At 69.8% G+C, this 13,424-nt stretch carries 11 protein-coding genes and 1 pseudogene; 7 read left to right on the top strand and 5 right to left on the bottom strand.

Annotated features, from left to right (window positions below; all coding sequences use genetic code 11):
- Positions 1–60: 60 nt before the first annotated feature.
- Both purH and C8P69_RS08330 read left to right on the top strand, forming a co-directional pair.
- Positions 61–1,659, top strand: coding sequence for a bifunctional phosphoribosylaminoimidazolecarboxamide formyltransferase/IMP cyclohydrolase (purH, locus tag C8P69_RS08335; protein ID WP_108175999.1), 1,599 nt, complete (start codon positions 61–63; stop codon positions 1,657–1,659).
- Positions 1,660–1,705: 46 nt separating this feature from the next.
- A pseudogene (locus C8P69_RS08330) lies at positions 1,706–2,014 on the top strand (heavy metal-binding domain-containing protein); the annotation flags it as partial.
- A gap of 275 nt (positions 2,015–2,289) precedes the next feature.
- Here C8P69_RS08330 and C8P69_RS08325 read toward each other — a convergent pair.
- On the bottom strand, positions 2,290–3,771 hold the full coding sequence (locus tag C8P69_RS08325) for an MFS transporter (RefSeq protein WP_245901938.1): 1,482 nt from the start codon (positions 3,769–3,771) through the stop codon (positions 2,290–2,292).
- A 2-nt stretch (positions 3,772–3,773) separates the two neighbouring features.
- Positions 3,774–4,337 (bottom strand): carboxymuconolactone decarboxylase family protein, encoded by a 564-nt coding sequence (locus C8P69_RS24190; RefSeq protein WP_245901937.1) that lies wholly within the window; start codon positions 4,335–4,337, stop codon positions 3,774–3,776.
- A gap of 169 nt (positions 4,338–4,506) precedes the next feature.
- On the opposite strand from C8P69_RS24190, the gene ggt reads away from it, so the two are divergent.
- Together ggt and C8P69_RS08310 are read left to right on the top strand one after the other, a co-directional pair.
- Positions 4,507–6,249 (top strand): gamma-glutamyltransferase, encoded by a 1,743-nt coding sequence (gene ggt, locus C8P69_RS08315; protein ID WP_245901936.1) that lies wholly within the window; start codon positions 4,507–4,509, stop codon positions 6,247–6,249.
- An 89-nt stretch (positions 6,250–6,338) separates the two neighbouring features.
- Positions 6,339–6,716 carry a hypothetical protein gene (locus C8P69_RS08310; RefSeq protein WP_170118176.1) on the top strand — a complete coding sequence of 126 codons (378 nt, stop codon included), beginning with the start codon at positions 6,339–6,341 and terminating at the stop codon, positions 6,714–6,716.
- 9 nt (positions 6,717–6,725) lie between these two features.
- Here the strand turns inward: C8P69_RS08310 and C8P69_RS08305 are convergent, their stop codons facing one another.
- The gene (locus tag C8P69_RS08305) at positions 6,726–7,700 is read right to left on the bottom strand and encodes an NADPH:quinone oxidoreductase family protein (RefSeq protein WP_108175983.1); all 975 of its coding nucleotides are present in this window, start codon (positions 7,698–7,700) and stop codon (positions 6,726–6,728) included.
- Between the two features lie 283 nt (positions 7,701–7,983).
- Here C8P69_RS08305 and C8P69_RS08300 point away from each other — a divergent pair, with 283 nt between their 5' ends.
- The gene (locus tag C8P69_RS08300) at positions 7,984–8,610 is read left to right on the top strand and encodes a YdcF family protein (RefSeq protein WP_170118175.1); all 627 of its coding nucleotides are present in this window, start codon (positions 7,984–7,986) and stop codon (positions 8,608–8,610) included.
- Positions 8,611–8,638: 28 nt separating this feature from the next.
- Positions 8,639–9,373, top strand: a complete 735-nt coding sequence (locus C8P69_RS08295; RefSeq protein WP_108175980.1) for a lysophospholipid acyltransferase family protein — start codon at positions 8,639–8,641, stop codon at positions 9,371–9,373.
- Between the two features lie 3 nt (positions 9,374–9,376).
- Here the strand turns inward: C8P69_RS08295 and uvrC are convergent, their stop codons facing one another.
- Together uvrC and C8P69_RS08285 are read right to left on the bottom strand one after the other, a co-directional pair.
- Positions 9,377–11,386, bottom strand: coding sequence for an excinuclease ABC subunit UvrC (uvrC, locus tag C8P69_RS08290; RefSeq protein WP_108176545.1), 2,010 nt, complete (start codon positions 11,384–11,386; stop codon positions 9,377–9,379).
- Positions 11,387–11,446: 60 nt separating this feature from the next.
- The gene (locus C8P69_RS08285; RefSeq protein WP_211353809.1) at positions 11,447–12,202 is read right to left on the bottom strand and encodes an SDR family oxidoreductase; all 756 of its coding nucleotides are present in this window, start codon (positions 12,200–12,202) and stop codon (positions 11,447–11,449) included.
- Positions 12,203–12,739: 537 nt separating this feature from the next.
- On the opposite strand from C8P69_RS08285, the gene C8P69_RS08280 reads away from it, so the two are divergent.
- On the top strand, positions 12,740–13,408 hold the full coding sequence (locus tag C8P69_RS08280; RefSeq protein WP_170118173.1) for an outer membrane protein: 669 nt from the start codon (positions 12,740–12,742) through the stop codon (positions 13,406–13,408).
- Positions 13,409–13,424: the final 16 nt, after the last annotated feature.

Here is a 13,424-nt window from a genome sequence, read left to right as displayed (position 1 = left end):
GGTGCGGCGTCGACCGTGCTAGAGCGCGCGGCATCCCCCGCCGCTGCCGGAGCCATCGCCTTGTCGACCGACCGTCCCGTTTCCCGTGCCCTCCTCTCCGTGTCGGACAAGACGGGGATCGTCGACTTCGCCCGCGCCCTCGCCGATCTCGGCGTGGCGCTCGTTTCCACCGGTGGCACCTACAAGACGCTGAAGGATGCCGGCCTTGCCGTCACCGAGGTGGCCGAGCTCACCGGATTTCCCGAGATGATGGACGGCCGGGTGAAGACGCTGCACCCGAAGGTGCATGGCGGCCTGCTCGCCATCCGCGGCAATGAGGAGCACGAGGCGGCGGCCAGGACCCACGGCATCCTGCCGATCGACCTGCTGGTGGTGAACCTCTACCCCTTCGAGGCGACGATCGCCCGCGGCGCCTCGTGGGAGGACACGATCGAGAACATCGACATCGGCGGCCCGGCCATGATCCGCGCCGCGTCGAAGAACCACGACGCGGTGACGGTGGTGGTCGACGGCGCCGACTATGCGCCGGTGCTGGAGGCCATGCGGGCGAACAAGGGCGCGACGACGCTGGACCTGCGCCGCCGCCTCGCCGCCAAGGCCTATGCGCGCACCGCCGCCTATGACGCGGCCATCTCCACCTGGCTCTTCGAGCAGCTCGGCGAGACGGCGACGCCGTCGCGCGCCTTCGGCGGCACGCTCGCCCAGGGCCTGCGCTATGGCGAGAACCCGCACCAGTGGGCGGCGTTCTACAAGACGGCGCAGGGCGCCAATCCGCGGCCGGGCGTCGCCACGATCCGCCAGCTCCAGGGCAAGGAGCTCTCCTACAACAACCTCAACGACACCGACGCGGCCTATGAGCTGGTCGGCGAGTTCGATCCCGCCCGCACCGCGGCGGTCGCCATCATCAAACACGCCAACCCCTGCGGCGTCGCCGAGGGTCCGGACCTGCTGGCGGCCTATGAAAAGGCGCTGGCCTGCGATCCCGTCTCGGCCTTCGGCGGCATCGTGGCCCTGAACCGCACGCTCGACGCGGAAGCGGCGAAGAAGATCGTCGAGATCTTCACCGAGGTGATCATCGCTCCCGACGCGACGGAGGAGGCCAAGGCCATCGTCGCGGCGAAGAAGAACCTCCGCCTGCTGCTTGCCGGCGGCCTGCCGGACCCGAAGGCGCCGGGCGTCATCGTCAAGAGCGTCGCCGGTGGCCTGCTCGTCCAGTCGCGCGACAATGCCGTGGTCGACGCCATGGACCTCAAGGTGGTGACGAAGCGCGCGCCGACCGCGCAGGAGCTCACCGACCTGCGCTTCGCCTTCCGCGTCGCCAAGCACGTGAAGTCCAACACCATCGTCTATGCCAAGGACGGCGCGACGGTGGGCATTGGCGCCGGCCAGATGAGCCGCGTCGATTCCGCCCGCATCGCCGCCCGCAAGGCGCAGGATGCGGCGGAGGCCGGCGGCTGGGCCGTGCCGCTGACCAAGGGCTCCGTCGTTGCGTCGGATGCCTTCTTCCCCTTCGCCGACGGCCTGCTGGCCGCCGTCGAGGCGGGCGCCACCGCGGTGATCCAGCCGGGCGGCTCGATGCGCGACCAGGAGGTCATCGACGCGGCGGATGCCGCGGGCCTCGCCATGGTCTTCACCGGGGTTCGCCACTTCCGGCACTGATGGGGAACGCCTACATTCTCCGTGGGCGACACGGAGACCCCTTCAGATGCTGCTTTCCACGACCCCGACCCTCGAGGGCGGCCGGATCATCCGCTACAACGGCATCGTCACCGGCGAGGTCATCCTCGGTGCGAACATTTTCCGCGACTTCTTCGCCTCGATCCGCGACATCGTCGGCGGGCGGGCAGGGTCCTACGAGACCGTGCTGCGGGATGCCCGCAACACCGCCTTCCAGGAAATGATGTCCGAGGCGCAGCGGCTCGGCGCCAATGCGATCGTCGGCATCGACCTCGACTACGAGACGCTCGGCAAGTCCATGCTGATGGTCTCGGCCTCCGGCACTGCGGTCACGGTGGAAATGGCGCTCGGCCAGCCGGCCCCGTCGCCGGCCGGCTTCGGCGGGTCGGTGCCGCCCTGGGGCCAGCGCTGAGGCTGTGATCCATTTGGCGGGGTGCTGTCCCGCGTTGCATCAGGTTCTCGGGCGGGGGGCATTGAACCTCCGTCCGTCATGCCCGGGTTTATCCCGGGCATCCACGAATTGAGTTTCAGAGTGCGGTGTTCAAGTCGTGGATGCCCGGCACAAGGCCGGGCATGACGCGAAAAGGGTCGCGCCAAGTCCTTGCATGACCGTCAGGCCGGCGCCTTCGTCCGCACGAAGGACAGGATCGTCGCGCCGATCAGGAACATGAACGCCAGGACGCCGAGGCCGGCGCGCTGGTCGTTGAGCGCCAGGGTGACGACGCTCGCGAGGAACGGGCCGACAAAGGCCGTGACCTTCCCCGACAGCGCAAAGAGCCCGAAGAACTGGCCGATCTGCTCCTGCGGGGCGAGGCGCACCAGCAGCGACCGCGAGGCGGCCTGCAAGGGCCCGGCGGCGGCGCCGATCAGCCCGCCCAGCACGAGATAGACTTGCTCCGGCGCGGTGGCGAAGAGCCCGTCGCCGGGAGCAGGCGGCGTCGTCGCGAAGACGAAGAACACGTGGTCGCGGCCGATCAGCAGGATCGTCACCACCGAAAAGGTCAGCGCGGCGATGGAGCCGAGGATGACTGGCTTGGAGCCGAGCGTGTCGTCGAGCCGGCCGCCGATTAGCGCGCCGGCCGTGCCGGTGATGGTGAGCAGGATGCCGAAGAGGCCGATCTCGATGGTGGTCCAGCCGAAGACGCCGGCCGCGTAGATGCCGCCGAGGGCGAAGAGCGCCACGAGGCCGTCCATGTAGATCATATTGGCGATGAGGAAGGTCATGACATTGCCGTGGCGGCGGACCTCCAGCAGCGTCGCCTTCAACCCCGTGCAGCCCGCCTTGACCGCCGCCGCCATGCCCATACGGGCGGGCGCATCGGGGGTGAAGAGGAAGAGCGGGATGACGAAGATGATGAACCAGAGGGCGGTGAGCGGCCCCGCCGCGCGGTCGCCTTCGCGCGCCGCCGCATCGAGCCCGAAGAGCGGGGAGAAGCCGATCAGGGTGCGGCCGGTCTCGGGGCTCGCCACGAGGAAGCCGAGCATGAAGATCAGCGAGACCATGCCGCCGACATAGCCCACTGCCCAGCCGAGGCCGGAGAGCCGGCCGATGCGCTCGGGCGGCACCAGCGAGGGCATCATTGAATTGTTGAAGACGGTGGCGAATTCCGCGCCGATCGTGGCGATGACGAAGGCGACGAGGACGATGGCGACCGTTTCCGGCGCGCCGGGCCTGCCCAGCCAGAGCAGGCTCGCGCCGATGATCAGCAGCAGGCCGAAGGCGGCGATCCAGGGCTTGCGCCGTCCGGAGGCGTCGGCAATGGCGCCGAGGACCGGCGAGAGCACGGCGATGGCGACGCCGGCAGCGCTCGTCGCGAAGCCCCACATGGCCTGGCCCTCGACCGGATTGGCGGCCACCGCGCTGGCGAAGAAGGGCGCATAGACGAAGGTGTTGATGAGGGTGAAATAGGGCTGCGCCGCCCAGTCGAAGAGCACCCAGCCGGCGATGGCCGAGCGCGGCGCGGCCTGGCGGGGCGCCATGTCGGAGGTGGGGACCGGGGGCAGCATGGGCTTGGACCTTCGCGGGCGTCTCCAGCCTGGGGCGGAGACGGCAGGCGCGGGGGGATCAGAGCCGCCCCCGCCACGGCGATGCACTGTTATTCGGGCCAGCGGGCGAGGCCCTCGGCGCCGTCGGCCGGGGTGCGGGCGACGTTGAGGACAAGCGCGAGGAGCGAATAGATGCCGACGAGGGTCGGGATCTCCACCGCGCCCTGCTCGCCGTGGCGGGCGACGATGCGGGCATAGGTGGTGTCCGACCAGCGCTTGGTGGTGATGAGCTCGGCCACGGCATCGTGGATCAGCGTCTCGTCCTCGCTCATGCCGTCGGGGCGGCGGCCCTCGGCGATGGCGGCGAGGATGGCCTTGGACACGCCGGCCTTCTCGGCCTCCATGGCATGGACCGACCATTCGAACTGCTGGGAATAGGACCGCGCCACCTGGCAGATGGCGAGTTCCTTCAGGTCCTCCGGCAGGCACGAGCCGTAGCGCAGGCGGCGGCCGAGGGCCTCGACATCGATCATCACCTTGGGCGAGCGCATCAGCGGCGCATAGGGGCCGAAGGGCTCGACGCCGCGGCGGCGGCGGAAATCGGCGGCGGCAGCCTCCTGGTCCGGCGTGTAGTCGGCGGGCGGGATGGGCGGCAGGCGATCCGGGGCAGCCATGAGGGTTCTTCTCGGCAGGGTTGCGGGGGGCCCGGGAACGCCCGGACATGGTCGACTCGCTCGCACGAGCCGTCGCATCATGAGGTTCCACCAGCCCTTGCCAAGGGGGCGACACGGGGGACGGGGATGCGGGGCGCGAAGGGCCCTGCGGCGTCCGATGGGAGGGGTGATGAGACAGATGTTCCGGCTGGCGGTGATCGCCGCACTCGCGATGTCGCCTGCGGCGGCACAGACGCCTCCCGCCCCGTCGCAAGCCTGGCCGATCATCTCCGAGGGCGCGCGCGTCTATCCGGCCACGGCGGCCAATGGCATGGTGGCGAGCCAGGAGGCGCGGGCGACGCGCGTCGGCGTCGAGGTGCTGCGCCAGGGCGGCAATGCGGTGGATGCGGCGGTGGCGGTGGGATTCGCGCTGGCCGTGACGCTGCCGCGCGCCGGCAATCTCGGTGGCGGCGGGTTCATGCTGGTGCATCTCGCCGAGCGGGGCGAGACCGTCGCCATCGACTATCGCGAGACAGCCCCGGCGGCGGCGACCCCGACCATGTTCCTCGGCCCGAATGGCGAGCCGGATCCGCGGCTATCGCGCGATTCGGGGCTGGCCGCCGGCGTGCCCGGCACGGTGGCGGGGCTTGCCGAGGCGCATCGGCGCTGGGGCTCGGGCCGCTTCTCGCTGGCCGAACTGGTCGCGCCGGCCATCCGGCTCGCCCGCGACGGCATCATCGTCGACGAGGACCTTGCCGATTCCCTGCCGCGGGCCGCTGCCCGGCTCGGCCGCTTTCCCTCCTCGCGGCGCATCTTCCTGAAGCCTGACGGGACCGCCCCCGCCCCCGGCGAGCGGCTGGTGCAGGAGGATCTCGCCCGCTCGCTCGAGGCCATCGCGCAGCAGGGCCCGGCCGGCTTCTACGAGAGCGCGACGGCCGCGCGGATCGTCGCGGCGCTCGCCCAGCACGGCGGCATCATGACCACCGAGGATTTCCGCGCCTACCGACCGGTGATCCGCGAGGTGGTGCGCGGCAGCTACAAGGGCTGGACGCTGGCCTCCATGCCGCCGCCCTCCTCGGGGGGCGTCCATCTCGTGCAGATGCTGAACATGCTCGAGCCGCTCGATCTCGGCGCGACCGGCCAGAACAGCGCCGAGACGATCCACTGGATGGTCGAGGCGATGAAGCTCGCCTATGCCGACCGGGCGCAGTATCTCGGCGATCCCGACAGCGTCCGCATTCCCGTGCGCGGCCTCACCTCCAAGGCCTATGCGGCGACGTTGAGGGCGCAGATTGACCCGGGGCGGGCGCGGCCGTCCTCGGCCATCCGCGCCGGCGACCCGGCGCCGCACGAGGGCGAGCAGACCACGCATTTCTCGGTGGTCGACCGGTTCGGCAATGCGGTGTCCAACACCTACACGCTGAACTTCTCCTATGGCCTCGGCCTCGTCGCCGAGGGCACCGGCATCCTGCTCAACAACGAGATGGATGATTTCGCCGCCAAGGCCGGGGCGGTGAATGCCTTCGGCCTCGTCCAGGGCGCGGCGAACCTGCCCGGTCCCGGCAAGCGGCCGCTGTCGTCGATGACGCCGACCATCCTGTTCCGCGATGGCAAGGTGGCGATGGTGACGGGCTCGCCCGGCGGCAGCCGCATCATCACCATCACGCTGCAGACCATCCTCAACGTCATCGACCACGGCATGAACATCGCCGAGGCGGTGGCAGCGCCGCGGGTTCATCACCAGTGGATGCCGGATGCCATCGACGTGGAGCAGGGCATCTCGGTGGACACCCAGCGGCTGCTCACCGCCCGTGGCCATACGCTGACGCCGCGGCCGGCCTTCGGCAACGTCAACGCCATCCTCGCCGTGCCCGGCGGCTGGGCGGGGGCCTCCGACAGCCGGCAGCGCGGCACGCTCGCCGCCGGCCACTGACGGCTCCTGCCAGAACGCTGGCAGCAGGCGGGGCGTCGGGTCCCACAGGGCGCTTGACCGCGGCGCCGGTCTGTTCGCATTATGTTCTCATGTCGAACCGCCAGATGATCCACGCTTTCGATGCCGGAACGCCCGCCGCCCTCGCCGCGGCCGGGCTCGCCTCCCGCTTCCACGCCTGGCGCGGCGCCTCGGGGCGCCGCTACCTCGTCACCGTGCATGATGTCACTGCCGCGCCGGCCTATCCCGGCGCCGTCGTGGTGCTGGCCCGCCGCGAGGCGGACGGCACCCGCGTGGCGCTCTGGGCCGGGCGCTCGCCAGCGTCCGGCGCTGCGCTTGCCCGGCTCGCCCAGATGAAGCGGGCCGAGGAGGTGCATGTCCACCTCATCGCCGAAAGCGCGGAGGCCCGCGCCGCGGTCGAGGCCGACCTCGTCACCCGCGCGCCCGTCCTCGTGGCCAACGCCGCCTGAGCCGGTCGCTCAGGGCTTGAGGATGACCTTGCCGCGGGCCTGGCGGCTGGTCAGCACGTTCAGCGCCTCGGCGATCTTCTCCAGCGGATAGGTGCCGTGGACGTGGAGGGAGAGCTTGCCCTCCGCCGTCCATTTCGCCACCTGGATGAGGTTCTGCCGGTTCTTCTCCGGCTCCTTCTGGGCGAAGGCGCCCCAGAACACGCCGCGGATGTCGCAGCCCTTCAGCAGGGTGAGGTTCAGCGGGATCTTCGGGATCTCGCCGCCGGCAAAGCCGATGACCAGGAAGCGGCCCTCCCAGGCGATGGCGCGCAAGGCCGGCTCGGCCAGCTTGTCGCCCACGGGATCATAGATGACGTCCGGGCCCTTGCCTCCGGTCAGGGCCCGCAGCCCTTCCTTGAGGTCGTGCGTCGCATAGTTCAGCACCTCGTCGGCGCCGTGCTCGCGGCAGAAGGTGAGCTTGTCGTCGGAGGAGGCGCAGGCGATGACCTTCGCCCCCATCGCCTTGCCGAGCTCGATCGCCGCGAGGCCGACGCCGCCGGCAGCGCCGAGGACGGCCAGCGTCTCGCCGGGCTTCAGCTGAGCGCGGTCCTTCAGCGCGTGGATCGTGGTGCCATAGGTGATGATCATGCCGGCGGCCTGCTCGTCGGTGAGGCCGTCAGGAATCGGGGCGAGGGTCTTGGCCTTGGCGACGATGTGGGTGCGGGCAGCGCCGTGCGGCACGTTGCCGAGGACGCGGTCGCCGACCTTCAGGCCGGTGACGCCCTCGCCGAGGGCAGCGACGCGGCCGGCGAATTCCGAGCCCGGCGAGAAGGGCAGCTCGGGCTTCACCTGGTACATGTTCTTGATGATCAGGTTGTCGAAGAAGTTGAGGCCGACCGCCGTGACGGCGACCACGGCCTCGCCGGGGCCGGGCACCGGATCGGGCAGCTCCTCGACGACGAGGCTCTCGGGGGGGCCATAGGCCTTGCACAGGACGGCACGCATCGGGGGTCTCCGGATCAGGCCGCCAGAGTTCGGGGCGGCAGACCTCAAGTCAATCCGGCCGAAGGGGGAGGCGGCGAGCCCGGCAAGACACGCTTAAGCCTTTGGCAGGACGCGTGGCAGGCCATCACGAAGGGGACTTCGGATTGCCGCATTCGGCGCTATGATCTTCTCCATGACGACCCTGCGCATGGACAATGCGTCAGGCCGGAACCTCCCCGGCCGCGAGACGGGTACTGCCCCGGCGGATGATCGGTCCGGCCGGGTTCCCGCATTGCGTCGGCTCATGCGCCCAGGATTTCTGCTCCCCGCGATCTGCGCCTCCCTGGCGGCCGGGCTCCTCGGCGGCTTCATCGCCTTCGCCGAGAGCGCCACCCGCCCCTACGATCCGTCGAGCCCGCGCACCGAGGCCATCGTGGCGCTGACCGGCGGCGCCTCGCGGGTCAGCGACGCGGTGACGCTGCTCGGCACCGGCCACGGCCGCCGCCTGCTCATCAGCGGCGTCAACCCGATGGTCGGCGAGCGCGAGCTCGCCCGCGCCGTTCCCGGCGCCACCGCCTTCCTCGGCTGCTGCATCGACCTCGACCACCGGGCGCTGAACACCCGCGGCAATGCCATCGAGACGGCGAAATGGGTCCGTCTCCATGCCTTCCGCTCGCTGCTCGTGGTGACCTCGGGCTATCACATGCCGCGCACCATGCTGGAGCTGCAGCAGCTCATGCCGGAGGTGCGGCTGGTGGCCTTCCCGGTCCAGACCGGGGTGCTCCATCCGGACGGATGGTGGAAAGACGCGGCGAGCGTGAAGATTCTCGGCTTCGAATATGCCAAATACCTGATGGCCGCGGTCGGGCTCCGTCTCGACCGCGCGACAGCAGACCCCGCGCAGCAACGACTGCGCACCGCCCGGAGCTGATCCGCCGGGCGGCGAGGACCCGCCCGAGATGCTCCACCTGCGTTCCCTGCTCTTCAACATCTTCTTCTATCTGTGGACGCTGATCCTGATGATCATCGTCCTGCCGGCGCTCGCCTGGCCGAATGACCGGCCGATCCTGGGCATCGGCCTCGTCTGGGGCCGCGGCAATCTCTGGGCGCTCCGGGTGATCTGCGGCCTGAAGGTCGAGTGGCGCGGCATGGAGAAGATCCCGGACGGGCCGCTGCTGGTCGCGGCCAAGCACCAGTCCGCCTGGGAGACCTTCGCTTTCTTCATCCCCTTCCGGCGGCCGGCCTATGTCTACAAGCGCCAGCTCGCCTATGTGCCGCTGTTCGGCTGGCTCATCTGGAAGGCGAAGCAGATCCCGGTGGATCGCGGCCGCAAGGGCGAGGCGCTCGCCTCGATCACCGTCGGCGCCAAGCGCGCGGCGGCCATCGGCCGGCAGGTGATGATCTTCCCCGAAGGCACGCGCCGGGCGGTCGATGCGCCGCCAGACTACAAGTTCGGCGTCACCCATCTCTATCGGTCGCTCGGCCTGCCCTGCCAGCCGGTGGCGCTGAATTCCGGCATGTTCTGGAGCCGCAAGTCGATGACGCGCCGGCCCGGAACGGTGCTGGTGGAATTCCTCGACCCGATCCCGCCGGGCCTGCCGCCCGCCGAATTCTCCGCCCGGCTCGAGGCCGGCATCGAGGAGGCCACGAACCGCCTGATCGCGGAATCGCGGGCGCGCGGCGAGGGCGAGTGAGCCTCAGCCCTGCGGGTGGAAGAAGTTGTAGACCGCCTGCGCCGTCGCGGCATTGATGCCGGGCGCGCGCTGCAGGTCGTCGAGGCTCGCCCGCTCGATGGCTTTCAGCGTGCCGAAATGGTTGAGCAGGGCGCGCTTGCGGGCCGGGCCGATGCCGCCGATCTCGGCGAGGCCGGCCGAGCGGATATCCTTCTTGCGGCGGCCGCGATGGGTGCCGATGGCGAAACGGTGGGCCTCGTCGCGCAGGCGCTGGACGAAGTAGAGCACGGGATCGCGGGGCTCCAGCCGGAACGGCTCGCGCCCCGGCATGTGGAAGGTCTCGCGGCCGGCCTCACGGTCTCGCCCCTTGGCGATGGCGACGAGCGGCACGTCGGTGATGCCGAGGTCGGTGAGGATCGCCTGCGCCGCCGAGAGCTGGCCGGGCCCGCCATCGATCACCACGAGGTCGGGCCAGGATGAGTCGGCCTCGGCATCCTCGGTCGTGCCCTCCACTCCATTCTCGGCGGGCCTTACGGCATCCTTGACGAGGCGCTTGAAGCGGCGCTCCAGCACCTCGCGCATCATGCCGAAATCGTCGCCCGGCGCGATGTCGGACTTGATGTTGAAGGTGCGGTAGTCGCGGCGGCGGAAGCCTTCGGGTCCGGCCACGATCATGCCGCCGACGGCGTTCGTGCCCATGATGTGGGAGTTGTCATAGACCTCGATGCGGCGCGGCGGGGCGGCAAGGCCGAAGGCGCTGGCGAGGCCCTGCAGCAGCTTGAGCTGCGAGGCGCTCTCGGCGAGCTGGCGGCCAAGGGCCTCGCGGGCATTCTGGGCGGCGTGGTCGACAAGGTCCTTCTTCTCGCCGCGCTTCGGCGCCGCCACCTCGACCTTGCGGCCGGCGCGGGCGGTGAGCGCCTCGGCGAGCACGGCCTGGTCCTCGAGGTCGTGCGACAGCAGCACCTGCGAGGGCGGCGGCTTGTCGTCGTAGAACTGGGCGACGAAGGAGGAGAGCACCTCGGCTGCCTCCAGCGAGCGGTCGGCCTTGGGGTAGTAGGCGCGGTTGCCCCAGTTCTGGCCGGTGCGGAAGAAGAAGACCTGGATACAGGTCTGGCCGCCTTCCTGGACGGCGGCGAAGACGTCGGCCTCCTCGACCCCGCGCGGGTTGATGCCCTGCGTCGCCTGGACGGCGGAGAGCGCGGCGAGGCGGTCGCGATAGACCGCGGCGCGCTCGAATTCCATGGCCTCGGCCGCCTCCTCCATCTGCCGGGCGAGCAACTGCTTCACTGCCTGGCTGCGACCGGACAGGAACAGCTTCGCTTCCTTGACGAGGGCGGCGTAGTCCTCGCCCGAGACCTCGCCGGTGCAGGGGCCGGCGCAGCGCTTGATCTGGAAGAGAAGGCAGGGCCGCGTGCGGCTCTCGAAGACCGCATCGGTGCAGGAGCGCACGAGGAAGGCGCGCTCCAGCGCATTGATGGTGCGCCCGACCGCCCAGGCCGAGGCGAAGGGGCCGAAATAGTCGCCCTTGGCGACGCGGGCGCCGCGGTGCTTGGCGATGCGCGGCGCCGCATGGTCGCCGGTGATGAGGATGTAGGGGAAGGACTTGTCGTCCCGCATCAGCACGTTGAAGCGGGGACGCAGCTGCTTGATGAGATTGGCCTCGAGCAGCAGCGCCTCGGTCTCGGTCTTGGTCGAGACGAATTCCATGGCCGTGGTGGCGGCGACCATGCGGGCGATGCGGCTGACGAGGCCGGTCGGGCGGGCATAGGAGATCACCCGCTTGGCGATGGACTTCGCCTTGCCGACATAGAGCACCTCGCCCTTCGCATCGATCATGCGATAGACGCCCGGGCCCTTCGGCGCGTGTTTCACCGCCGCCTTGATGACCTCCATGCCGGCGGCGATGGTGCCTTCCGCCGGGGCCTGTTCATCCTCCGGCACGAGGTCGAGGACGAGGGCTTCCGGCTCGTCGGCCTCGACGGTTTCCGGGTCCCTCAGGTCTGGATCGATATTGGTGCGGCCGGCGCGACTCATGGTCAGCGATATATAGGCGATCGGGCCGTCCGGCATCTGGCAGGAGCGGCGCAGCCCCCCCTATTCGCGCACGCCGGTGACGTCCGGCGTCTGCCAGATGAGGTGCTGCCCGCCATCGACGGGAATGGTGACGCCGGTCACGGCCGTGGCCGTGGCGAGGTAGAGCACGGCGCGGGCGATCTCGGCCGGCGGGCTCCCGGTGCGGGTGAGGGTCGCGGCGGTCTGGCGGGCGAAGTCCTCGGGCTCCTGGCGATGGCCCTGCAGGCTCGGGCCCGGTGCCACCGCATTGACGCGGATGCGCGGGGCGAAGGCCTGCGCCATGGCGACGGTCGCCGCATGCAGCGCCGCCTTGGTGAGGGCATAGGAATAGAACTGCGGCGTCGGCTTGAAGACGCGCTGGTCGGTGAGATTGATGATGGCCGACCCCTCCGGTGCCTGGGCGGCGAAGTCCTGGGCGAGGAAGGAGGGGGTCTGGATGTTCACCCGGAACTGCCGGTTCCACATCTCGCGGGTGAGCGTGCCGAGTTCGTCCGCCTCGAAGGAGCTGGCATTGTTCACGAGCAGGGTCAGCGGTCCGACGGCGGCCACCGCCGCGGCGATGAGGCCGTCGACCTCGGCCGGTTCCGCGAGATCGGCGACGACCACGGCCGCCCGCGCGTCACGGGCCGTCAGCTCCGCCGCCAGGGCCTCGGCCTCGCCGCGCGAGCGGTTGGCGTGGATGGCGACGGCATAGCCGACGCCCGCCAGGGCCTCGACGATGGCGCGGCCGACGCGTCGCGCCCCGCCGGTGACGAGCGCCGCTCCCGGATGGCTCATGAACAAGGCTCCCGTCATGGGCATCGGACGCAATGTCGCGCCGCCGATGCCGTCCTGCCACACCCGGCCGTGGCAGGCGAGAGCCTTACCTGGCAGGTAACCCCAAGGCTCCGTGACACTGCACGCCGGCCTGTCAGGTGGTCGTGACGCACTACGCCGGCACCTCCGGGCCGGTTCACCTGGGATGCCCGATCGTTGACCGAGCGCAGCCACGATTGTGCCACAGTTCGACAGTCAAACGAAAGCAAATACTGGGCTTATTAAAAGTATAAATCTCTTATTTGGGTCAAAGTAACACTTAATTTCCAAATATGACTTTGAAATCGTGCCTCATTTCAGCCAACAACCGATGGAAATGAGCATGGGCAGGCGTCGATCGACGCTTGCGAGGTCTGTCTGCGGTAACGCTCCATTAAGGACGCGGTCAAGGAACAGGCGAAAATTCGAACGAATGCGGTTATGGATCATTCACCGCATCACGACGGGGACCGCGGCCGCTTCCTTTTCCGGCCGCCGTCCGTGGGACAGGAGTTGATTATGAAGAAGATCGTCTGGGCCGCGGCCGCTGCCGCCATGCTCGCCACCCCGGCCTACTCGGCCGACCTCGTGCGCCGCCAGCCGGTCGCCGACACCGTGTTCGTCCCGGCCGCCCCGGCTGGCGTCTGGACCGGCTTCTACCTCGGTGCCCATCTCGGTGCCGGGTTCTCCTCGAACTTCCGCAACAATGCCGGCTACGCGCTCGGCAGCGCCTCGGGCTTCTTCGGCGGCCTGCAGGGCGGCTATGACTACCAGATCAACCGCGTCGTCCTCGGCCTCGCCGGCGACATCTCCTACGGCAGCATCTCCCGCCGCTTCGTTTCGGCCGCGCCCTTCGACGTGCGCGCCACCGAGAACTGGCAGGGCTCGATCCGCGGCCGCCTCGGCTACGCCGTCCAGGACAACCTGCTGATCTACGCCACCGGTGGTCTCGCCCTCGGCACGGTCAACGCCCGCGAGCTGGCCCCTGGCCTCGTGAGCCAGTCGCGCACCCTCACCGGCTGGACCCTCGGCGCCGGCGGCGAGTACAAGTTCACCCCGAACTGGTCGGCGCTGCTCGAGTACCGCTACACCGATCTCGGCCGTGCCACCTACGTCAACCTGACCGGCGCCCCGCGCATCGGCCTGTCGAGCCACACGATCCGCACCGGCATCAACTACCGCTTCTGATCGCGCACAACCGCGT

Source organism: Phreatobacter oligotrophus (assembly GCF_003046185.1).
GTDB classification, from domain to species: domain Bacteria; phylum Pseudomonadota; class Alphaproteobacteria; order Rhizobiales; family Phreatobacteraceae; genus Phreatobacter; species Phreatobacter oligotrophus.
This window is presented reverse-complemented; position numbering and strand designations above follow the sequence as displayed.